The sequence below is a fragment of the Parapedobacter pyrenivorans genome (assembly GCF_014636865.1).
In the GTDB taxonomy this organism is placed as follows: Bacteria; Bacteroidota; Bacteroidia; order Sphingobacteriales; family Sphingobacteriaceae; genus Parapedobacter; species Parapedobacter pyrenivorans.
The window spans coordinates 1,809,904-1,832,684 of record NZ_BMER01000001.1; the positions used below are offsets into that span (position 1 = coordinate 1,809,904).

The window sequence follows — 22,781 nt, forward strand, 5'->3', positions numbered from 1 at the left end:
CTTCGGTAGTATGTGCTTTTTTTGATGGATTCAGCGCAACCAAGTTATTTGGGTTCGACCAAAAACAACGGTTGGTCATACTCTACCGGCTGGGCATCGTCTACCAGCACTTTTATTATTTTCCCCGAAACTTCGGATTCGATTTCGTTAAACAGTTTCATCGCTTCCACGATGCATACTACTTTGCCGGCCGATATCTCATCGCCCACGTTTACGAAAACGGGTTTGTCTGGCGAAGATGAGCGATAGAAGGTACCAATCATCGGCGATTTAATGGTTACATAATTCGACGTATCTTCAGCTTTTGGGGCCGATGGTTGCGGTGCTTCCACTGCCGGAGCTGCGGAAGCCACAGGCTGCGGAAGGGGTACGGCCGCCGTGGGTACCGTAGCCGTTACATACGTCGGTGCCTGATTGGTTTTTATCGTAATCTTGAAATCTTCTTCTTCGATAGATACTTCATTCACCCCTGATTTAGCCACAAACTTAATCAGGTCTTGAATCTGTTTGATATCCATGCTCATTGTTTAGTAGGTTTGATAATAAGAATCAAAAATATTAGCTAATCTATTATTTAACAAATAAAATCGGGATTTATTTTGTGCCCGTATAAATTGTTCAGCTTCCGTAAGCCCATTTCAGGTAAACGGCACCCCATGTAAATCCACCGCCGAAAGCAGCCAAGATCAGGTTGTCTCCTTTTTTCAGTTGGTTTTCCCACTCCCATAAGCACAATGGGATCGTACCTGCTGTTGTGTTGCCGTAGCGTTGGATGTTGACCATCACCTTTTCCTCGCTAAGGCCCATGCGTTCCGCCGTCGCATCGATAATGCGCTTATTGGCCTGATGGGGTACCAGCCAGGCGACATCATCGCCTGAAAGGCTGTTGCGCTCCATGATTTCGGCCGCCACATCCGCCATATTGGTCACCGCAAATTTAAATACAGTGCGGCCCTCTTGATAGGCATAGTGCAAGTCGGCATCCACCGTCGCATGCGAAGCCGGGAGCAGCGACCCCCCAGCCTTGATGTTGAGGTAAGGGCAGCCAGAGCCATCGCTTTTTAATATGGAATCCATTACACCCAGTCCTTCTTCGTTTGGCTCGAGTAATACAGCGCCACAACCATCACCAAAGATGATGCAGGTTGCGCGGTCTTTATAGTTGATGATGGACGACATCTTATCGCCACCTACTACCAATACCTTTTTGTGCATGCCCGACTCGATAAATTGGGCACCCGTAGTCAGGCCATAGATAAAGCCCGAACAGGCAGCCATCAGATCGTAACCCCAGGCATTTACTGCGCCTATCTTATCCGCTAGGATGTTTGCCGCCGCGGGGAACGGCATATCCGGTGTCACCGTGCAGAAAATAATCAAATCGATTTCGTCGGCGCCAATACCCCGTTTTTCCAACAGGCCGTTTACCGCGGGTACGGCCATGTCCGAGGTGGCTTTGCCCTCACCCTTCAGTATCCGCCGCTCCTTGATTCCCGTGCGAGTAGTGATCCATTCATCATTCGTCTCCACCATGGTTTCGAGTTCCTGGTTGGTGAGGATATAATCAGGAACGTACCCGTGTACAGCCGTGATGGCAGCATGTATTTTTGACATATAGCGAGTTAGTTGAAAGCGCGTTTGATTTTTTCGATGATATCGGATTCAATCATGGTCTTGGATAGCAACACCATGTTTTTGATGGCTTCGGGGCTGGATATGCCGTGTCCGATGATCACGGGGGCATTTACACCCAATATCGGGCTGCCCCCATATTGTTCGTAATTGAAGCGGTCAAAAAACGGATCCTGAAACCCCTTTTTCCGGGTTAGGACGTAAAACGATTCCGCCAGTTTAAGCACCACGTTGCCAACAAACCCATCGCATACCATCACATCGGCTTTTTCGTCAAACAGTTCGCGTCCTTCAATATTTCCGATAAAATTAATGCGGCCATTTTCCCTCATCAACGGATAGGCAGCGAGTGTAAGCGCGTTACCCTTCTCTTCCTCTTCGCCGATATTAACCAGTCCTACAGTAGGGTTGGTGATGCCATAGACGTGTTCGGCGAACAGGCTGCCCAGCAATCCGAACTGAGGAAGCATTTCGGGCTTGCAATCTGCGTTGGCACCGACGTCTAGGAGGATACCGAAGCCGCTTTTGATTTTGGGTACATTAGTTGCAATGGCCGGTCGCATCACGCCGGGGATTGTTTTTACGCTTAATACCGAGCCGACCAGCATCGCTCCGGTATTACCGGCAGAGGCAAATGAATCTATCTTGCCCTCTTTCAGCAATTGAAATCCACGACTGATACTCGAATCGGGCTTTTGGGCAATAGCCTTGGTAGGGTGTTCACCCATGCCTATGCTATCGGGCGCATGTACATAGTCAAAAAAAGCAGGATTTTCCCCTGCTTGTTCAATGTATCGCTTAGCAATAGCTTGGTCGCCGATGAGCACGATTTTCTGATCTTCCGAAAGCTGTTTTGATGCCAAAATGGCTCCCTTTACTGTTGCTTCCGGCGCAAAATCACCGCCCAATATGTCTAAACCAATCTTCATCCGTTATTGTCTTTGAATCCAATAATACGCAAAAACACCCCAAAGTAACGTATAAAAAACCAGTTACACGTTATGGGATGCTTAATTTTTTGAAAGATCAATTTAGGCGGAGGCAGTGTTTTCGATGATCAGTTTGCCATTGTAATAAAGGTTGCCATCTACTAAATATGCACGGTGTGGCAGGTGCACGGCACCCGTCTCCTTACAAGTTGCCAAGGTTGGTCGCTCAGCTTTATAGTGTGTCCTTCTTTTGTCTCTCCGTGATTTGGAGATCTTCCGTTTTGGATGTGCCATCTCGTATTGTTATTTTAATTGTATTTTATTTTTTTTAATGCTTCCCAACGGGGATCTGCTTGCTTTTCCTGTTTTTCTTCCTGTTGTTCACCTGCCAGGTCATTCAGTTTCGCCAGCACGGTTTCATCGCACGTGATGTTGTCGCCCTGTTCGCTGCATTTAATGTAGTGCGGCACGGCAACATTGATGTACTCGTATAGCAATCCGGCGATATCCAGTTCGTGTTCCCGCCTGGCCAACACCATGATTTCTTCGGTGCTTTCAGCAATATCTTCGTCCGTGAACTTGACAATCAGCCTCTCCTCAATATCGGTCTTTGCCGGAAATGACGACAGACAGACATCGCACGTCAAAACCACCGTACCGGTGATGTGGAATTGGAGTACCATCATGTTTTCCTGTTTGAGTAGATTGACGACCACTTTTAGATTGCCATCTTTCACTATGGAATAGTCATAACAATCAAAGAACGCCTTATCAATGCCAAACTCGAAGTCGTGCGTACCCAAACCCAGCCCCGTGAAGGGAATCCGATATTGCTTCAAATAATTCACCGCCCCACAATTGAGCCTGCAAAGGTATATATAAATTATAAGATATGAAAGTTTTTTGTTGATGATGGAATGTGGATAATAGGGCAACTTACTTTCAAAAAGCGAATAGTTTACCTAACTTTGGGATACAGTTAGTCAAAAGCGATACATATAGCTGCGATTATCCACAGAAGTACCCAATTGTATATGGAACAGAAAATCATTCATCTCTACGATCAGTACACGCACAGCCAACTTACCCGTAAAGAATTCATGAGGCGGCTGGCTAAGCTTGTTGGCGGTACGGCGGCGGCAATGGCGATTTTACCCATGCTGCAGAACAACTACGCCGTTGCGGCTTCATTCCACAGCGACGACATCACCACAGAAAATATAACCTATCCGGGTGTAGATGGTGATGTGAAGGCCGTGCTGGCGAAGCCCAAGGCAAAAACGGGTATTGGTGCGGTGGTAGTCATCCATGAAAATCGCGGACTGAATCCCCATATCATCGAAGTAACCAACCGCGTAGCCGCGGAGGGTTTCATCGCGCTGGGTATCGATGCGCTTTCACCGTTTGGTGGTACGCCCGCCGACGAAGATAAGGGGCGCGAGCTGATTGGCAAGCTGGATATGGTGAAGAATATCCAGAATTACCTGAAAGGACTTGAACATGTGCGTAACTTGGAAGGAAGCAATGGTAAGGTAGGTTGTGTCGGCTTTTGCTGGGGGGGCGCGATGGCCGGGCGGCTCGCTGTAAACGATCCGGAGTTGCAGGCATCCGTAGCCTATTATGGCGGCCAACCTAACGCTGCTGATGTGCCGAAAATCAAGGCCAGCCTGATGCTGCATTATGCAGGGCTCGATGAACGCATCAATGCGGGTATTCCGGCGTATGAAGAAGCGTTGAAAGCACATGGCATCGACTACCGATTGTTCGTCTACGACGGGGTAAACCATGCATTCAACAACGATACCTCACCTACCCGGTATGATGCGAACGCTGCGAAACTAGCGTGGAAACGGACGGTTGAATTTTTTAGGAGCAAGCTGGCGTAACGCCTTCATCGCCGTAATAGTTCTTTCCGATTTCAATCCGCTCACGGCCATGCTGCAATCGCCAGTGATTCGTGTCGCGCAGTGAGTAAGCACAGCCACAATATTCCTGCATATAGAATTGTTCGCGTTTGCTGATTTCCAGCATCCGTGAAGAACCGCCCTTTTTACGCCAATTAAACGTCCAATAGGCGATGCCCGGATAATGCGCTGCCGCCCGAACACCGCAGTCGTTTATCTGTTCGAAATTCTTCCACCGGGAGATGCCTAAAGAGCTTGTGATGATAGGGAATCCGTTTTCATAGGCATATAGGGCCGTGCGCTCGAAGCGCATATCGAAACACATCGTGCAACGGATGCCACGCTCGGGTTCGTGCTCCATTCCTTTGGCACGGGCAAACCAATCGTCCACGTCATAATCGGCATCCACGAAGGGAATGTTGTGCTTTTCCGCAAATTTGATGTTTTCATCCTTGCGCAGGTCATACTCCTTACGGGGGTGGATGTTGGGGTTGTAGAAGTAAATGGTAAAGTCGATGTCTGACGCAATTAACGCTTCCATCACTTCGCCGGAGCAGGGTGCACAGCAGGAGTGCAGCAGCAGTTTGTTTTCGCCGTTGGGTAGCTCCAGTTTTTCCCGTTTAAGTTCCGTGTTATCCATCTTAGTACCAACTTGTATTGCAACTGCAATATTAACGATAATCAGGGATTGTTGCAAGTGATGGTACCTTACTGTTTGGCTTTCCGTTTTTATCCGTAAGTTTGTGTGACGTCATATTGTCAAAAAATACACACCATGTCAAACGTAGGAATGATCATTGAAGAGCGACCGGCTGATATCGGCAATTTCATGGTAGGCCGTCTCTTGCCGTTCCGGGGCAAACGGACAGTAGGTCCTTATATCTTTATCGACCACATGGGACCAGCGAAGCTCAGTGATACACAGAATATCGACGTGCCGCCACATCCGCATATCGGCCTCTCCACCCTGACTTACCTCTTTGAAGGCAGTATGATGCATCGCGATAGCCTGGGTACGGAAGTGGAAATACAGCCCGGAGCGGTCAACTGGATGACAGCAGGCCGCGGCGTAGTCCATTCCGAGAGGACACCCGAATACCTGCGGCATTCAGACAAAAGCTTGCACGGTTTGCAGATCTGGGTGGCCATGCCGCGAGAGCTCGAAGACGCGGAGCCTTCTTTCCAACATGTGGAAGCCAAAGACATACCATATTGGGAAGAAGGTGAAGTCACGTTCCGGCTCATCGCGGGAACCGCCTTTGGACGCCGATCACCCGTATCCGTTTATAGCAGACAATTTTTTCTGGAGATACACAGCACCAGTGAGCAACAATTACGTATTGGTCAGGAGCTATTTGGCGAATCGGGGTTGTACATCCTCCAAGGAAGCATCGAAAGTGACGGACATACCTACACGCCTAAACAAATCTTGGTGGCCAAGGATACGTCACTATGTACGTTTACCATCCATGCGGATACCACGATTTACATATTCGGTGGCGAACCATTTCCTGAAGAACGCCATATCTATTGGAATTTCGTTTCGAGCAGTCGGGAAAAAATAGCGGCAGCGAAGCAGCGGTGGCTGGAGCAACGGTTTGACCCGGTACCGGGCGAGACGGAGTTTGTTTTGCTACCTGACCAAGGCAATCGTCCCGTGTAAAATTTATACCTTTGCATAAAATTCCGTTTGATGAAAAAGTTGTTTGCTATTCTGCTTGTAATCATTGGTATATTGTTGGTCGGCGGTTGTGTGCGCAACGATGATGAACCGGTATATCCGGTACGGCCGATAGCACGCTTGTATGTTTCGATTGAGGATTATCAGCGAGACGCATCGAAGGACGACATCGATAATGTGGTGTTGATTGATCCGGCGGACACCCTGGGGATGTATGTCGCGCTTAATCATGATTCCGATGCACTTGGTGGAGCGGGCATTTATTTCAATCCGTTTGTAAGCCGTCTGTTCCAGGCGGGCTATAACGATACGACGATCCGGGTAATTGCGGTAGGAAACTTGGGTTCATTGGAGAATTCGGGTAGTATAGGCAATCGATTGTTGAGCCAGATGCGGGGAATTGTCTATCATCATCCTACGCAAATGCTATATGTAGCAAGCAACGCCACAAGCAGTACGACAACAACTACGATTTATGGTTTTTACCAGCCGATGAATCGTAATGGCTTTACCAAACCTGATCGGACGTTGCGGTTGGGTAATGCTATGCGGCCATGGGGCATGCTGCTCTGGGGCGATAGTCTGCTGGTGTCCAATTCGGGAGCCAACGGCGGGGTGTCGCTGTACGGTAACTTATCCAAAATAAGGGACACATCAGCTGTTGATTTACCTGCGCTTTCCACGATTCGCATCGCGGGTGCGACAGCCATCCGAGGGATTGCATTTGTCGACTCATTAGATGTATTGGTCGCGGCGGACTACGGTGCCGTAGGTGCCGATGGAGCTCGCGTAACCGACGGGAAGGTATACATCATTGAAGGTATAAAAGCACATTTAAAGAGCGCTTCAGCTACCGTATCACCCACGCGCACCATCAGCGGGGCGGCAACGGGTCTGGTGGGTCCGGTCGACGTTGCTATAGACCCCCGGGGGGAAGCAGGTAGAAGGACGGTTTTTGTCGCGGATCGTGATGGACGGAAAGTATCGAGGTTCAGCTTTTCAGCAAGTGGGAATATTGCCCCAGAAGAAACAGTAACTTTGGATACCCTGGACAATGCCCGCAGACCCTTCGGCGTTGCATTGGATGTGCGGGGAGTAGCGACTCAATAACACTAGCCAAGTAATTCCAGCATCCTGTTTATTTCTTCTGTTTTGGCTGAATTGCCAGCCTGTGAATAGGATGTGGTGAGATTGCGCAGCACACGGGTGATAATATCTACGTTGCTGCAGGGCAACACAAATTGATCATTGGGCGCAAGGTTGAGCTGCTTGAGGAAGGCCACGACGTCATGCCGCCCAAATATCTGACCCCTGTTGAACGCATTGATATAAAATAATATACCGTCTTTATCTTCAACGGGCGTGTGGTCTTCGGTATAGGCGAGGATGAAGTGTTTGGGTAGGTTTACACCATAGATGGGTATGTCGAGCTTCTGCGCTACAATACTGTAAATACATGCCAGTAGGATGGGGTTGCCCCTGCGGCTCTCCAGTACTTGGCCGATGTAGGAATTTTGCGGATCGTGGTAATTACTTGTATTTCCCGAAAAGCCGTGGGTATTGTACAGGATGTTGTTGATCAGCCGTACCTTCTCCACTGCGCTCATGCTATAAATCATGTCTAACCAAGCATCCCTTTTGATTGCCTCGATCTGGTTGATGATTTTCTGCTCATCCACGTCGGGATACTGGTATTTGTTGATGATAATTAGACCTTGGAGCAGATCGAATGAACCGCTCAATTTCCAAAGCTCCAGTTCCTGCAGTACGTCTTCAAACTGTATTTTATGGATCAGGTTCTCGATACGGGTTTGCAGCACGACATCAAATGATTGTTCCCAAACCGATTCCAACCGGGTGATTACCTCGGGACCCATCGTGATTAGCTTCTGCTCGACATGCTGGAATATTTCAGCATCCGGGTCATCAAGCAGTTTGATCAATGAATCCAGTTCTTTCTCATTCATCATTACAAAGTTATGAAAAACTATTTGATTTATTGCCACTAGAAGACCCATCACGTTATCGAAAAAAAGTGATTGGTAAGTAAGGGTAAAGCGATCCAAAGTTGTCAGACTAAGCAAATGGAAGTAACTTTGGCCAAAAGCGAAAACAACTTGGTGTATTCGGGACATGAATCAGCCTTTGAAGAGGCGTTTAAGAATAATTTCAAAGCGTTGCATGCTTACTCGCACACGATGCTTCAGGATGAAGACATGGCGGAGGAAATCGTGCAGACCGTTTTTTTGAAGCTGTGGGAAAATCGGGAGCGGATGGCCATCCATACCTCATTACGGGCATACCTCTATAAATCGGTTTATAACGAAAGCTTAAATTACTTGAAGCACCAGAAAGTACAACGTAAGTATATGGCGGAAGCGATGGTGGATTATAAGCAGCGGCAAGCGGACGACGTGACGGCTGATAATGAGCTGAGGCGCCAGTTACAGGCTGCGCTGAAGCAACTGCCCGAAAAATGCCGGACCGTATTCCAGCTCAGTCGTTTCGAAGAACTGCGGTACCAGGAAATCGCCGATAGACTGGGGATTTCCCTCAAAACGGTGGAGGCACATATGGGAAAGGCATTGAAATTGCTTCGACTACAGCTGGCTGACTTCCTCCCTTCCTTGATTATTGTATTGCTCAATTTATAGTGCTATGGACGATGTTTTATTGACCAAATACCTGTTAGGGGAAACGAGCGAGGCAGAAGCCATGGCAGTGCGCAGGTGGATTTCGGCACATCCCGACAATGAAAAACGTTTTTCCGGGCTTCGCTTGATATGGGATACCAGTCAATCCGTAGCTCTTGAAAGCAAGGTGGATGAGCAGGAAGCGTGGCAACGTTTCCAACAGCGTAGGAAGCATGCAAGCGACGAATCCGGCCGATCATCCAAAGGCATGCTCCGGCGGATGGGCTGGCTGCGTGTCGCCGCCGTACTCGTCTTGGGATCGATTGCCACATTTGGTGGCTACCAAATACTTTTACCCGAAAATGCCGCTCCGCTGTTGGGCGCGGTCCACGAGACGACCGATGCGGTCAGTACGGATACGCTGGCCGATGGGTCGGTCATTACGCTCGACAGGCATGCTTCATTACGCTTTTCCCAAGGGTTATTCAAACGGGGAAGACATGTTGAACTCCGCGGTGGAGCGGTATTTTTCAAAGTGGCACCCGATCGGGATAAACCATTTGTCATCCAATCGGGCAATGTAACTGTTACCGTATTAGGCACCTCGTTCCATGTCATCCGAGCTGGTGACGAAACAACAGTCATTGTAGAGACCGGAAAAGTAAGAGTGGCCGGACTTGACAAAGCGGTTGAACTGGAGGCGCGGCAAAAGGTGACGATTAATACCGCGACTGATCGGTTTGATGAAAGCGTGGTGGTGGGCGTATTGGATCATACACCACTTTGGCGTATCGCAGAAATACTACAAGAGACCTACGGGGTTAAGGTTAAGATCACAAATGCGGACATCCGTAACCTGCCGATGACGACCACCCTCCATGGTGACACCCTGCAGAAAACGCTGAACGTCATTGCCGAAACGTTGGGGATAACGGTATCACAACAAGGCAATATCATTATATTTGATTAGTTTGCTGGGGAGTATTCGTATGATAATAGATGCTTTGGTTAGTCGGTTCTTCGGGAAGTCGCTGTTGGCGACTTTTGCCATGTTAGCAGGTTTTACCTGCTACGCGCAGCACTACCTCACGAGTGAAATTACAGTCAACGACCCCGGTCGCCAACGTGTCGGTGATCTGTTGGATCGGATCAGCGAAAGCCAAGGTTTCTATTTTGCTTACAACAGTGACGCGGTTAATGCTGAGCGGATGGTGAGTTTGCGGGATTACAGGGGACCGTTGGTCGATTTCCTTCGACAAACGCTTGGCGATGGCTACGAATTTAAGGAGAGTCCTGGATACGTCATCATCCGCTATGCTCCCGGCACGATGGAACTGACCGTTCATGTGGAAAAAGAACGCGGAAGGCCATTGGTCGTAGAAGGGCAGATAAAGGATGCCCGGAATGAGAAGGGAATATACCAAGCCAGCATCTACGAGCGGAATGTACTGGTCTCCACGCTTTCCGGTCCCACCGGCAATTTTAGGCTCACCATCAAACGACCTGAAGAGACCGTGTGGCTCACCGTCAGTAAGGAAAACTACCGAGATACCACCATCGCACTGCTGCCGCCCGTGCAGGTCCGATCAACTCAAAAAGGCCGCCGTTATTGGTTCTATCCGACTGACGATATTGGTGCAGGGTTGGAGGGTACCGCGTTCGGCCGTTTTTTTACCAGTTCGAAACAGCGTATCCAGCGGATTAATCTTGGTGGTTTCTTTGCCTACAACCCTTATCAGGTCTCATTTACGCCCGGTTTAAGCTCGCAGGGACTGTTCAATAGCCAGGTAGTCAACCAAGTATCGCTCAATGTCATCGGTGGCCATACCGCCGGTGTAAACGGCATCGAAGTCGGTGGTGTATTCAACATCAATCAAACGAATGTCCGTCACTTCCAAGTGGGGGGGGTGTTCAATCTGGTGGGTAACAATGTGGCTGGTGTACAAGTGGCGGGAGCGTCCAATATTGTCATGCAGGGGGTTTCAGGTGTTCAGGTGGCGGGAGTGAATAATCGTACAGGTAGCGTTAGCGGGGCGCAACTTGCTGGCGCATTTAATGTCGCAAAGGACATCCGGGGCATTCAGATAGCCGGCATCGTAAATGTCGCGAAGCGGGTGACGGGTGTCCAATTGGCAGCACTGGTCAACGTGGCCGACAGTAGTGATTACCCTATCGGTATTGTTAATTTAGTAAAAAACGGCAGCAAAAGCGTTACAGCGGGGCTTGACGAATCGGGGATGGCGCAGCTCACCTTCCGCTCGGGCGGACGGGTTTTGTATGGATTAATCGGTGCGGGCTACTATGTGAACGGTAATCCGATGCGCTACGCACTGGAAACCGGGTTGGGCCTACATATCATGCAAGCGAGAGCATTTGGCCTCGATGGGGAAGTTGTCCATCGGGCCAGTACCGATTTCAAGAAAGATAGCGAATCGCGGCTGTCGTTCAGATTGCTCCCACAGCTCAGCCTGGGACGCCATTGGGCTGCCGTGGTCGGTCCCACCGTCAACTATGCGTATCCCCATGGCCAAAACGAGACTTCAAAAGCTTTACGCCTAGGTATCTATGGTGGCGTGCGGTACCGCTGGTAGGGTTCAGAAGTCATAGCTAATCAAGTTTTTTGGCTGATCGATAAGGGTAAACCCACGTGAAGCTGTCTTAGCATATAGATTAATGGTTTAACAATGAAAACAGTTAAAAACATGCTAAAGACAAAAGCAATTGGATTTTACTTGACGGCAATGGTCATGCTGATGACGGCCGGTGCTGCGAACGCGCAAACCGCTGATGTTGGGGTCAAAGCGGGCGTTAATTTCGGATCCCTCCACACAAGCTCCGAATCGGTGAGCGGCGCGTCAGGAAAAACGGGGTTACATGTTGGGTTATTTGCCCGTACCGGCAACACCTTCTACTTCCAGCCGGAACTCAATTTTTCTACTTTTGGTATGGAATACGGTTACGATGGAGAAACCTACGCACCGATGTTCAGGCAGCTGAATATACCCGTGATGGCTGGATATAAACTCATCGATAACGGCCACGTGAATTTACGGGTATCTTTGGGGCCGGATGTGAATTTCAACCTGAACAGCCCCGATGCGCCAGCGGGCACCGCTTACAAACGGTTTAGCGTGGGCGGCGTGCTGAATGCGGGGGTAGACATGGGCCGGGTTACTTTTGATGCTCGATATAGTCTTGGGCTTACCGACGTACATGAAGGGCTTGGCCAACGACCCGGAGTATTCGGTCTTTCCGTGGGATTCAAGATTCTGTAAACAATGCTGGCTTTTCTGAATCGGGCAGTATATCGTGCTGCCCGATTTCCTATCGTCCTCGTCAGTCTCCTTCCTTACCAGGTGTTGCAGGCCACGGTCGGCCGTTGTTGTTATTTTTTGGCTTATTCGGTAACACGCTACCGATATCATGTTGTACTTCAAAACCTATCACGCTCGTTTCCAGACAAACCCTATGCGGAGATCCACAAACTGGCTAAGGATTTTTATCGGCACTTCTCCTGTCTGGTAGTTGATGTTGTCAAATCGGCTTCTATTAGTGGGCAGGAATTGGCTGGCAGAGTTCGCGTAGCCAATGCAGATCTGCCGATCGATTACCACAGGCAAAGGAGACCCATGGTGGCCTTACTTGGGCACTATGGCAATTGGGAGGGGCTCAATATCTTACCCAGTATCCTGCCCTTTGAAGTAAATGCCCTATACAAACCCCTATCGAATACACTGCTGTGCCGCATAGTAAGGCATATCAGGTCGAGGTTCGGCATGAAGCTGATTCCTGCAGATAAAGCGTTGAGGCAATTGGTAAAAACCCAAGACAAAGCTGCTTTGAACCTCTTCATTGCCGATCAGTTCCCCGGACAGGATAAGGGATGTCACGTGGAATTTCTGAACCAACCGACCACGCTGTTTGATGGTGCTGAAAAGTTGGCCAAAGCAATCGATGCGGTCGTTTTTTACGTTGAACTTGAGCGAGCGCCGGAAAACGGATGGAATGTGCGCTTCTTATTGATTACCGATCATGCAAAAGAGACATTGCCGGGCCAGATAACCCGGAGTTTTGCGGCACATTTACAAGCGACCATCAGGAAAGCCCCGGCATATTGGCTATGGTCGCACCGTCGGTGGAAGTAAAAGGTAGTTTTCTGCTATCTTTGATCCGATGAACAGCTTTCGCTTTTACGTGGATTACGTGATACATTTCCTGGCGTCCCATTCGCGTCATGGTACGCATTCACCTTTCGTGTACCAGTTAGTGGATGAGGTAATCTATGCACCCCGAAAATTGGACGAACCCAGCGCGAAGGTTCAACGGCTAATATCCCGCCTGATTAACCGGTTCGGCCCCGAAGGCGTTTACAGAATAGGCGACCCGCTACCAATATATCCGATGAGCTTGGTGATCGCCGAGGGGAAGGATTCGGAAGCGATTGCCATGCAAATAGGACGGGTTTGGCCACAGTTTCGCCGGGGTGGTGTCTTGATACTAGTCGGTCTATATCGCGATAGGCGGATGAAAGAATTATGGCGTACTATCCAAGAGCGGCCGGATGTGACCGTCACCATCGATTTATTCCATTTGGGCTTGGTCTTTTTGCGCGAAGGGCAGGCCAAGGAGAACTTCCGCATCCGATTTTAAAAAGTCGGTTTCCGAAGTCCTCCGTTACCCAAGATTGGCCGATCAAGGTTGCAATGCCTCCAATTTTTCGATTTCTGAAGTCAGTTCTTCGTCACTGAACGAATGATCTTGCAGTTTGCCGTCGAAATAATCCTGGTAGGCTACCATATCCACAAAGCCATGCCCGCAGAGGTTGAAGAGGATGGTCTTGGATATTCCCTCTTCCCTAGCTTTGTTGACCTCCCGGATGACCTGGGCGATGCCGTGATTAGCCTCCGGAGCAGGTATGATACCTTCGACCTTTGCAAACAGCACGCCGGCTTCGAAGCATTCCAACTGTTGGATAGCCTGGGCTTCGATAAGTCCGTCTTTTAACAGTTGGCTGCATAGTACACTGGCACCGTGATAACGTAGGCCACCGGCATGGATGGCAGCTGGGGTAAACGTATGCCCCAATGTGTACATGGGTAATAGCGGAGTATACCCCTGTGTATCACCAAAGTCGTACATAAATTTGCCTTTGGTAAGCTTGGGGCACGAGGCTGGTTCCACGGCAATGCAACGTACAGCGTTGCCTGCGATTTTATCTTTAATGAACGGGAAGGTGAGGCCCGCAAAATTGGAACCACCGCCCAACGGAGCAATGATGATATCGGGATAATCACCCGTATATTCCAGTTGCTTCTTCGCCTCCTGGCCGATAATGGTCTGGTGGAGCAGCACGTGGTTCAACACAGAGCCCAGTGCATATTTAGTATGTTCGTCCCCGACAGCCATTTCGATCGCCTCGGATATAGCCAAACCCAGGCTTCCCGGTGTATGGGGATCGGCCGCGAGCGCGTTCCGTCCAGCTTGCGTGCTATTGGTAGGCGAGGAATAGACTTTGGCACCGAATGTATTCATTAAAATCTTACGATAAGGTTTCTGGTCGAAACTGATACGTACCATATACACTTCACAGTCGATGCCGAATTGGTTACATGCAAAGCTCAATGCCGTACCCCATTGGCCGGCCCCGGTTTCGGTAATGATGCGTTTCACGCCTTCCTGTTTGTTGTAGTACGCTTGTGGAATGGCGGTGTTCGGCTTGTGTGAGCCGCTCGGGCTGGTGCCTTCATATTTATAGTAGATTTTGCAGTCCGTGCCGAGTGCCTTTTCCAGGTTGGTCGCACGGATTAGGGGAGTAGGGCGCCAAATGCGGTAGGCAGCCTGCACCTCCTCCGGAATGTCGATATACTGCTCGCTGGATACTTCCTGTTGGATAAGTGCCATCGGAAAAAGCGGTGCGAGATCCTCGGGTCCTACCGGTTGCTTGGTAGCTGGGTGGAGTGGAGGTAGCGGCTTATTGGGCATGTCGGCCACGATATTATACCATTGGGTAGGCAGGTCGCGTTCATTTAAAAAAATCTTTCTTTCCATGTATTGATACGTTAATTAATTAGGTGTACGCTACTAATGTACAAACTTTGATTGATTTTGTGCACATCGTCGATTTTGCATTTTGGCAATAAATTCTATATTTGTAATATGGGTAGAAAAGGATTTTCCGTGTTCTGGACCTTGTATGCACTTTTCTTCGCCGTGCCATTCCCGATGATTCTGTATTATCCGATTACCTATGGCGGCGGGGGGACACGGCATGTATTCACGCTTTCGAACCCTTATTGGGCGCTGGCTTACCTAGCCGGCTCGGTGGTGCTATGGGGTTTGCTGCTAGTACGTTACTTCCGGCTTTGGGTAATCCGGCCCTTGCAGGAAGAACGTGCACTACAGCAACTGGCGCGTGAGGGCGTACCCAGGGATGCCGAAGTGGTTTCCGCTAAAAATATAGGAAAGCAGGTACAAGGGCATCCCGAGGTGCAATTGGAGGTCCAGTTTGAGAATATTTCAGGCACCCCCATCCGTGAATCCCTACCTATCGTGGATATGCGTCCCGAATTGGGGCGGTTCGCTGTCGGACAGCGGGTGCGCCTTCGGTTGAGCAGGAAACTGACCAAGGGTCCACTTATTGCGTTTGTGGATGCTGAATTCGAACGGGATCATTTAAGGTGGTGGCTAGCTCTTTTGGGGTGGCTGTTGCTATTGGGTGCCATAGCTAGCTACTATGTATTCAGCTATCATTACGAGCACCAAGGTACCGGTTGGCGGTTCCTAACTTTTTTTCACCCGTTGTTGATCTGTCCGCTTGTGTTGCTGGGGATGCGGTGGTTTATGAGGGGCGGACTTGGAAAGTTTTTTATGGGCACTGGTGATGCACTGCGGTTGAAATACGAAGGGTATCGGGCCGAAGCCCGGTTGTTGGGCGCGGAACAAACCGGCACATATATCAACGAGCAACCTCAGGTGCGTTTTGAACTGGAATACGAAGACCAGCAGGGAAAGACGCACCACGCCAGTTTCAAAAAGGTGGTCAATTTATTGGACATGGCGGTTACCCGTGCGGAAACCATTCCGATTTTTTATTTGGCGGATCAGCCGCAAAAAGTGGCTTTTGCAACCGATCTTGATGGATAAAAGCGGATGAAATATGGCAATACGTGATTGGAATAACCTAGTAAAAGGAATGCTCTGCTTGTTGGCCCTGCTGGTCTGTAGCTGCCAACAAGTATCAAAAAGTATACGGGATACGTTCAATACCAAACCCGAAGAGGCGGAGATTCTTGCCGCTTCCGGTGAGCGGATAACCGGTTTCGTACGCGACACCGCGGCATTAGACCTTGCGGAGAAGTTATTGCGGCAGTTACCCCAATATCGCGCAAAGCCAATCTTTCTTTACGCGGACATCCATTTCTATGATGATGGGCGCATCATGACCAAACTGCAACACCCGGATAATCCGGACTATGTGGATGCGTATAATTACCGGAATGGGGAGTGGAGTGGACCGGTGGCCGTGCAGCTTTCGGTGCATGAAAACATTTCGTCGCGGTTGGTCGCGCTGGACCGTGTACCGCTCCGTACCGCTGCCATTGTAGTGGACAACTACAACGATAAAGCCAGCTTGGTGGAAGGTGCCGGATCCACCGATCACGTTTATCTGATTATCCATAGCGGTATTACCCGATGGTATCCAAACCGTATAGATGGCTCACGCGAGGCATGGGATATCTATTTTAATCTTGATGGCTCGGTAGCGACATTTTTTCGTCAATGATCCGACATCTTTTTACTTCTTGCCTTCCCCGATTTGTCCCGTCTAGAGAACCAAGTATAATTGAGGCATCCTTCGTTAACTAAGGATTTTAATTTTCTGGTAGACCTTTCGCTTACGTGTCCGATGTGTGTTGCATTGGGCGTAAAATTCAATGTACGACCCTTGTTACTTGATTTTCGACCGTTTCATGTGTTAGTGAGGTGTCCTGCTGCGTGGCAGGGCGCCTTTTATATCGTATGCTATGGTTATATGCTGGTAATATTTTGCCGGTCTTGCGCAAAAGGCTATTCATGTTGATGACCTTTTTTAATTCCATCGATATAGATAAAAATAGTATACAGCTCATGACAACAATTACATTTCGTGCATGGATATTGGTCTTTTTGATAATCGCGGTATTGGCAGCCTGCTCAAAAGACAATGAAACACCTCCGGAAAAGGAGAAAGTACAGGTGGCTATTGCTGAAGTAGACCAATCGGTGGAGAAATTCCTTACGGACTACGGGTTTCCGGGTGGATCGTTGGCGATAAGCAAAAACGGAAAGCTGGTTTATCGGCAAGGCTATGGACTTGCCGACAAGGAAAGCGGCGCGAAGGTGACTGTCGACTCACGATTCCGCATAGCCAGCGTGAGTAAGTTGATCACGTCAGCTGCTGTTATGAAGCTGATTCAGGACGGTAAACTTTCTATCAACCAGCGGGTTTTTGGTATCGAAGGCGTGTTGGGTACCGAGTACGGCACGCAGCCCTATAAGGCTCACGTAACGGCGATTACCCTCAACGACCTGCTGCATCATACCATCGGTGGTTGGGGTCAGGACAACGACCCTGCTTTTTGGGACAAGCACCTCGATGCAACGGCGGTCATCAACCAGACCCTCGATAGCAGGGCACTATCTGGCGCGCCGGGGACAACTTTTGCCTATAGCAATTTTGGCTACATGCTGTTAGCGAAGATTGTGGAGAAAGCAAGCGGAAAATCGTATGAGCAGTATGTGAAAAGCGAGATCCTGGAGAAAGTAGGGGCTACGAAGACGACCATCGCGGGCGCAACGTTGGCGGACCGCCAAACGGACGAGGTGAAATACTACGGGCAGGGCGGTGATGCTAACTACGTTTATGACTACACGCAGTTTGCCCGGGGCAATGGTGCCATGGGCTGGTTGAGTACACCGACGGACCTGTTGCGGTTTGCTAACGCCGTGGATGGGCTACCGGGACGCCCCGATTTGTTGAATGCTGAAGCGATAAAAACGATGACAACTGTGCTGCCCGCTAGTAAGGGATTTGGATTTAACTTCGGATGTGGCTGGGTGGTAGAGGGCGACGAATGGTTTTGGTGGGGTAGCCTGCCCGGCACCTTCGCGATGCTGTACCGCAATGGGGAGGGAACCTGCATTGCTGCGACGACGAACGGGCGGCGACAGCCCAATCCGGAGGTTGCGCTGAATGGCTTCATCAATGTGGTGAATTTTATAGCCTTCGATGAGACCATTGGCTGGCAGGATATTGATCAGTTCTGATGATTTTTTCGATAGGCAGCGATAGCACAGGGAAATCGATATTTATGTTCCGATGGTAGCACATTTTTTGTCATTCATAAAATGGATATGGAAATTTAATTAAATTAGCCGGAAACATTTGAACCTAAGTATGGATCAACTTGAATTCCGGCAATTCAACCAGCGACAATTTTCCGACCTGCTGAAGTCGGGAGATGGAACGATGTTGAAGGCATTGTATCTCCGGTATTACAAAAATATCGAACACTATGTGGAAAGAAATAGCGGCTCGTCCGATGATGCAAAGGACATTTATCAAGAGGCTTTCACCGCCGTATGGCGCAATGTGCAACTGGATCGGTTTGTGCCAAATGACGAGGGTGAATTTGCTGCTTATCTTAGCCGTGTCGCAAAAAACAAATGGATCGATGAGCTGAGGAAGAATAAAAATAAGCATCAGGTATCGATGGACGGCGAACATGAATTAAGCATGGTGTCGGAAATGGAAGCAGACCAAACCGATGCTTACATCGATACCGTGAAGAGACAGTACAAACACTTGGGCGAACGCTGTAGGGAATTACTGGGCCGTTTTTATTTCCATAAACAGAGCCTGCGTAAAATAGCGGCGATATTTGACTGGACGGAGGCTAGCGCGAAGAATAACAAATACCGTTGTTTAAAACAATTGCGCGAGTTGGTATTAAAAGGAGTGAATAATGGATGAAAAACCTTCATACGAATTGTCGCAGGAAGAACTGGCTTACATCAGCCAATACTTGAATGGGGAATTAGGCGCCATCGAACAGGCAGCATTTGAACAACGGCTCCATACCGATCCAACCTGGCAACAAAAGGTCAGTGAAGTGAAGACGCTCCGTGTTGGCGTGCGTGAGGCCAATCTGGTTGATCAGTTGAATGAATGGCATGAAGAGGTGAGGAGTACGAATGGGGGTGAGGCGAAGGCCCGATGGTTGCATCGCCGATGGTGGGTGGCCGCGTCCATGGCCGCAGCGGTGTTGCTGGGCGTATGGTGGGGCGTATTTTCTGAACAGTCGGATGAACAGTTATACCAAGCGTATTTTGTGCAGGATACCGGGCTCCCGGTGGCAATGAGCGGAACGGATACAAGCCACTATATGTTTTATGACGGTATGATCGACTACAAAGAAGGTAAGTATGCCGATGCATTGGCCAAGTGGGCGCCGCTGGCGCAAGCTGGGGAGATGACGGATACCCTTCGCTATTTCAGTGGCATGGCTTATATGGGGCTTGAACAGACAGAACTGGCAATCGAGCAATTATTTCCTGTAGCCAGCAATCGCCTGTCGGCATGCTATGAAGAGGCAGTCTGGTACCTGGCGCTTTGTTACCTCCGACAGGGTAATCGGGAAACGGCTGTCGCCTTGCTGAAACGTATTGATGGTAACGAACACGCAGCAGAATTGCTGAAAAAGCTGGAATAAGCTATGAGACGGTTGGCCTTGTTATTCGTCGGATTGAGTAGCAGCCTTGTGCTATCTGTCCTGGCACAAGAAGGCGACTATGATAAGGCCATTCGCGCCTATCGCGAAAACAAACTGGACAGCGCAGGCCATTACATCGCCAGTGCGGTAACACGTTATCAGCAGCATGCACAACTGGACAGCCTCGTGTTTTCATATGTGCAGCAGGCACTCGTCGTTTGGACGCAGACCGGATTGGAAGAGGCCCTTGATGTGATGGACACTGCGGTGGGCGTAGCTAGAAAACTGCCACTGAAAAGCGTAGCACGTGTGGCAGCCTACAGTCGGATGGGACAGCTGCTCACCCAACAGTACGATTTTAAGGCTGCGGCAAACTATTTTAGTAGGGCGGAGGCTGCTGTGGAATCTTCAAAACCGCCCAATAGGCACTACGTGTTGCTTTATAACTATATTGCGGTGATGCACCTCACGCTGGAGGATTTTGTGCCGGCCATGCGATATGTGCAGCGTGCGTATGATATGAATGCGGCCCTTGAAGGTAAGGATGGGATAGATATGCCTATGATTTTGCAGGTCCGGTATTACATCAGCCGTTACAGCGAAGATTATCAGCAGGCATTGGTGGATGCAAAGGAATTTCAACGTGTCATCCAGCTGCACTATCCCCCGGATCATCCGAACATTGGCGTGATGCACAACAGTTTGGCAATCATCTATGAGACGCTGCATCGTTATGAAGAGGCTTTCCATCATCGGCAAAAGTCGGTGAATATCCAGCTCGGCAACTATATCAACACCAAAAATGGATTTTCATTGGCGGCTGCCTACCAGAATTTAGGACAATTATACGGATACGTCAACGAGCCTTTTCTGGCTCAGGAGTACCTGGAGAAAGGCAGTAAGCTGCTGGAGCAGACCTATGGCGAAGAAGGTCTGGGCATGGTGAAAGTATGGGTGGATCTGGCAGTCCATAAGTCCAAGGTTGGACAGTATGGAGAGGCCAGGCGATGGCTGGCCAAGGCTTATGACGTGCAACAAAAGCAGGGAGGGGATGACGTTGCGGGAATGGCATATGTGGAAGTCTATTTGGGAGATTGGTATTTCGATCAGGCACAATACCAGGAAGCAGGCATATGGTACCTAAAGGCGTTGGATAGATACAGGCAGTCGGGCGCCCAGCATACGGAACTGGCATTATATGCCAAAAAGAACCTAGCCGTAACGATGGCGGCTGCCGGGCAGGTGGATGAGGCCTTGGCACTTCAACGAACAGTATTGGCTGAGTTTCGAAAAATATACCCGTACGGTCATGAAACCATCGCAGATAAACTGCATGGCATCAGCGGGCTTTACCTCGATGCTGGTCGATCGAAGGAAGCCCTGGCTTTTTCCGACAGCGTCTTCGTGGAGATACTGATGTGTAGCACGCTACCTGGTAATGCAGCCCATTGGGTTTCCCGGTTGCCGTTCAGCCATAATACCTCCATATATATCCACAGACGCATGGAGATCCTGCAACAGTTGCATGCCGAGTCGTGTAATCGTAGCTTCCTCATTCAGCTGTTGTCGCTTACGGATAATTACGCGGATTTGATCTCGAACAACCTGCATGTCTTCCGCTCGCAGGCTGCGCTCATCGATCTGGCCGGAGTCAATAAGGAAATCTATTCGATGGCCGTAGAAGCCTGTTGGGAACTGGCAGAGAAAGAGAAAGAACACCGTTATCTGGCGCGTGCTTTTGGATACGCCGAACGTGGCAAGGCGCTGTTGCTGCGGCTTGCCGCCAACAACATGTTGGTCGACGCGCAGGGCGGGGAAAAGGATGCTGTGGAGACACGTGACCGGGACTTTCGCACGCGGATTGGTGTACTGAATCTTCAATACCTGAACGGCGGGCGGGACGATTCGCTCCTCACTTTATTGTCGAACGCCATGGAGCGATACCGTGATTTTCAGGATAGCCTCAAGAAATTGGAAAATAAGACCCTCCGCGTGAAACATGAGCTGGATCCGTATCCCATTGACGAGATCAAGAAACACTTGCTTCGGCGGGGTGAGACATTGATCGAATATGCCGTTACGGACCAATCAGTGTTTATTTTCGTCTTGACGCCCACATCGTTCCATGTGCACCGCGCTGACCGGGCGGTCCTTGACGGCATAAAATACTTGAAGGAGCTCCATGGGCTAACAGCCGAATCGTTTGGGAAACGTGCTTTCGCACTATACCAGGCACTTATCGAACCGGTGAAGTCGCATTTTGCTGGAAATCGGTTGCTAATCGTTCCCGATGCAGCACTCTATGCCCTCAATTTTGAGATACTGATATCCGACCGACCAACGAAATTATTTTCGAAGATGCCCTATCTTATCCACCAGTACGACGTGTCGTATCTCTTGTCGGCAGCGAGTGCCATGCAATTTAGAAAAGCGTTCCGTGGGGAATCAAAGGAACGGGCCTTGTTGTTCGCTCCAGTATTCACCGATAAGATGAAGGCGGACTACCGGGAAAGTTTGTCCGGCCAGGCGGATGACGATTACTTATACCTCTACCGGCAGCCTTTTTCCCTGCAGGCCGCCCTGAAGATTGGAAGATGGGTAAACAATGATTTGTATGCCGAGCAGCTCGCACAGGAGTATCTATTCAAGCGTTTGGCTCCCGAATACCGGATCCTGCACTTCGGTACCCATGCCGAGGTAAACAACGAATCACCTTTGCAGTCGCGGCTTTTCTTTGCCAAGGCGCTTGCAGAGGATACGCTAAACACGGACGATGGCTACCTGTATGCTTACGAAATTTACGCCATGCAGCTGCGCGCCGAGCTTGCCGTGCTCACGGCATGTGAAACGGGAGCCGGTGCCTGGCGTGATGGTGAAGGTGTTATTTCGTTGGCTCACAGCTTTATGCATGCAGGATGCCCGAGCGTTGTGATGAGCCTGTGGAAGATCGATGAAAAAGCGAGCACGGATATCATTGCTAAATTCTACGAGTACTTGGCCAAAGGCAAAAGCAAAAGTGAAGCATTGAGGGAGTCAAAACTTCGGTGGATACGGGCTGAAGATGACCGGCTGGCACACCCCTATTATTGGGCAGGTTTGGCATTGATTGGTGATCGGACACCACTTTATGAAGATTACAGGTGGTTGTATTGGGTTGCGAGCCTGACTACGCTGGCTATTGCCGCCATGGCATTTTTCAGATGGCGAAAGCACCGTTGATTTTTCGTAACAAAAGTATTACATTCATTAAT

23 protein-coding genes are annotated in these 22,781 nt (G+C 49.6%); 15 read left to right on the top strand and 8 right to left on the bottom strand.

Translation table 11 applies throughout. The features are described from left to right. Positions 1-44: 44 nt before the first annotated feature. From accB to IEV98_RS07090, 5 genes are all read right to left on the bottom strand, one after another. Positions 45-524, bottom strand: a complete 480-nt coding sequence (gene accB, locus IEV98_RS07070; protein ID WP_188505173.1) for an acetyl-CoA carboxylase biotin carboxyl carrier protein — start codon at positions 522-524, stop codon at positions 45-47. Positions 525-618: 94 nt separating this feature from the next. Beyond that, positions 619-1,614 (bottom strand): beta-ketoacyl-ACP synthase III, encoded by a 996-nt coding sequence (locus IEV98_RS07075; protein WP_188505174.1) that lies wholly within the window; start codon positions 1,612-1,614, stop codon positions 619-621. Positions 1,615-1,622: 8 nt separating this feature from the next. Next, a complete protein-coding gene (gene plsX / locus IEV98_RS07080) occupies positions 1,623-2,561 on the bottom strand; it encodes a phosphate acyltransferase PlsX (RefSeq protein ID WP_188505175.1) in 939 nt (312 codons plus the stop codon). Between the two features lie 102 nt (positions 2,562-2,663). Next, positions 2,664-2,855, bottom strand: a complete 192-nt coding sequence (rpmF, locus tag IEV98_RS07085) for a 50S ribosomal protein L32 (RefSeq protein ID WP_188505176.1) — start codon at positions 2,853-2,855, stop codon at positions 2,664-2,666. A 14-nt stretch (positions 2,856-2,869) separates the two neighbouring features. After that, positions 2,870-3,409 (bottom strand): YceD family protein, encoded by a 540-nt coding sequence (locus tag IEV98_RS07090; RefSeq protein WP_188505177.1) that lies wholly within the window; start codon positions 3,407-3,409, stop codon positions 2,870-2,872. Positions 3,410-3,595: 186 nt separating this feature from the next. Between IEV98_RS07090 and IEV98_RS07095 the strand changes: the two genes are divergently transcribed. Continuing rightward, a complete protein-coding gene (locus IEV98_RS07095; RefSeq protein WP_188505178.1) occupies positions 3,596-4,447 on the top strand; it encodes a dienelactone hydrolase family protein in 852 nt (283 codons plus the stop codon). Here IEV98_RS07095 and IEV98_RS07100 read toward each other — a convergent pair. Then, positions 4,428-5,105 (bottom strand): epoxyqueuosine reductase QueH, encoded by a 678-nt coding sequence (locus IEV98_RS07100; protein WP_188505179.1) that lies wholly within the window; start codon positions 5,103-5,105, stop codon positions 4,428-4,430. The genes IEV98_RS07095 and IEV98_RS07100 overlap by 20 nt on opposite strands. A 135-nt stretch (positions 5,106-5,240) precedes the next feature. Here IEV98_RS07100 and IEV98_RS07105 point away from each other — a divergent pair, with 135 nt between their 5' ends. Further along, the gene (locus tag IEV98_RS07105) at positions 5,241-6,128 is read left to right on the top strand and encodes a pirin family protein (RefSeq protein ID WP_188505180.1); all 888 of its coding nucleotides are present in this window, start codon (positions 5,241-5,243) and stop codon (positions 6,126-6,128) included. 30 nt (positions 6,129-6,158) lie between these two features. After that, positions 6,159-7,256, top strand: a complete 1,098-nt coding sequence (locus tag IEV98_RS07110; protein ID WP_188505181.1) for an SMP-30/gluconolactonase/LRE family protein — start codon at positions 6,159-6,161, stop codon at positions 7,254-7,256. A gap of 2 nt (positions 7,257-7,258) precedes the next feature. Here IEV98_RS07110 and IEV98_RS07115 read toward each other — a convergent pair whose 3' ends face one another. Next, positions 7,259-8,116 carry a transglutaminase-like domain-containing protein gene (locus tag IEV98_RS07115; RefSeq protein ID WP_371870650.1) on the bottom strand — a complete coding sequence of 286 codons (858 nt, stop codon included), beginning with the start codon at positions 8,114-8,116 and terminating at the stop codon, positions 7,259-7,261. Positions 8,117-8,230: 114 nt separating this feature from the next. Here IEV98_RS07115 and IEV98_RS07120 point away from each other — a divergent pair, with 114 nt between their 5' ends. The 6 genes from IEV98_RS07120 to IEV98_RS07145 all read left to right on the top strand — a co-directional run bounded on the left by IEV98_RS07120 (position 8,231) and on the right by IEV98_RS07145 (position 13,429). Further along, positions 8,231-8,800, top strand: a complete 570-nt coding sequence (locus IEV98_RS07120; protein WP_188505182.1) for an RNA polymerase sigma-70 factor — start codon at positions 8,231-8,233, stop codon at positions 8,798-8,800. A gap of 4 nt (positions 8,801-8,804) precedes the next feature. Next, a complete protein-coding gene (locus IEV98_RS07125) occupies positions 8,805-9,749 on the top strand; it encodes a FecR family protein (protein ID WP_188505183.1) in 945 nt (314 codons plus the stop codon). Between the two features lie 19 nt (positions 9,750-9,768). Next, positions 9,769-11,370, top strand: a complete 1,602-nt coding sequence (locus tag IEV98_RS07130) for a hypothetical protein (RefSeq protein WP_188505184.1) — start codon at positions 9,769-9,771, stop codon at positions 11,368-11,370. Positions 11,371-11,481: 111 nt separating this feature from the next. Further along, complete coding sequence (locus tag IEV98_RS07135) at positions 11,482-12,054, top strand: porin family protein (protein ID WP_188505185.1); 573 nt, start codon at positions 11,482-11,484, stop codon at positions 12,052-12,054. Positions 12,055-12,057: 3 nt separating this feature from the next. Continuing rightward, positions 12,058-12,924: a lysophospholipid acyltransferase family protein gene (locus IEV98_RS07140; RefSeq protein ID WP_188505186.1), complete on the top strand. Its 867-nt coding sequence runs from the start codon at positions 12,058-12,060 to the stop codon at positions 12,922-12,924. Positions 12,925-12,952: 28 nt separating this feature from the next. Continuing rightward, the gene (locus tag IEV98_RS07145; RefSeq protein ID WP_188505187.1) at positions 12,953-13,429 is read left to right on the top strand and encodes a hypothetical protein; all 477 of its coding nucleotides are present in this window, start codon (positions 12,953-12,955) and stop codon (positions 13,427-13,429) included. A gap of 42 nt (positions 13,430-13,471) precedes the next feature. On the opposite strand, the gene IEV98_RS07150 is transcribed toward IEV98_RS07145, so the two are convergent. Continuing rightward, the gene (locus IEV98_RS07150) at positions 13,472-14,827 is read right to left on the bottom strand and encodes a TrpB-like pyridoxal phosphate-dependent enzyme (protein ID WP_188505188.1); all 1,356 of its coding nucleotides are present in this window, start codon (positions 14,825-14,827) and stop codon (positions 13,472-13,474) included. A 108-nt stretch (positions 14,828-14,935) separates the two neighbouring features. On the opposite strand from IEV98_RS07150, the gene IEV98_RS07155 reads away from it, so the two are divergent. The 6 genes from IEV98_RS07155 (at position 14,936) to IEV98_RS07180 (ending at position 22,749) form a co-directional block, all read left to right on the top strand. Then, on the top strand, positions 14,936-15,922 hold the full coding sequence (locus IEV98_RS07155) for a DUF2933 domain-containing protein (RefSeq protein ID WP_188505189.1): 987 nt from the start codon (positions 14,936-14,938) through the stop codon (positions 15,920-15,922). A 13-nt stretch (positions 15,923-15,935) separates the two neighbouring features. Then, complete coding sequence (locus IEV98_RS07160; protein WP_188505190.1) at positions 15,936-16,562, top strand: hypothetical protein; 627 nt, start codon at positions 15,936-15,938, stop codon at positions 16,560-16,562. A 344-nt stretch (positions 16,563-16,906) separates the two neighbouring features. Beyond that, entirely contained in the window at positions 16,907-18,085 is a 1,179-nt protein-coding gene (locus IEV98_RS07165; protein WP_188505191.1) for a serine hydrolase domain-containing protein, read from the top strand. Positions 18,086-18,215: 130 nt separating this feature from the next. Continuing rightward, complete coding sequence (locus IEV98_RS07170; RefSeq protein ID WP_188505192.1) at positions 18,216-18,791, top strand: RNA polymerase sigma factor; 576 nt, start codon at positions 18,216-18,218, stop codon at positions 18,789-18,791. Further along, the gene (locus tag IEV98_RS07175; RefSeq protein ID WP_188505193.1) at positions 18,784-19,530 is read left to right on the top strand and encodes a tetratricopeptide repeat protein; all 747 of its coding nucleotides are present in this window, start codon (positions 18,784-18,786) and stop codon (positions 19,528-19,530) included. Before IEV98_RS07170 ends, IEV98_RS07175 begins: the two co-directional genes overlap by 8 nt. 3 nt (positions 19,531-19,533) lie before the next feature. Further along, positions 19,534-22,749, top strand: a complete 3,216-nt coding sequence (locus IEV98_RS07180; protein WP_188505194.1) for a CHAT domain-containing protein — start codon at positions 19,534-19,536, stop codon at positions 22,747-22,749. Positions 22,750-22,781 lie beyond the last annotated feature (32 nt).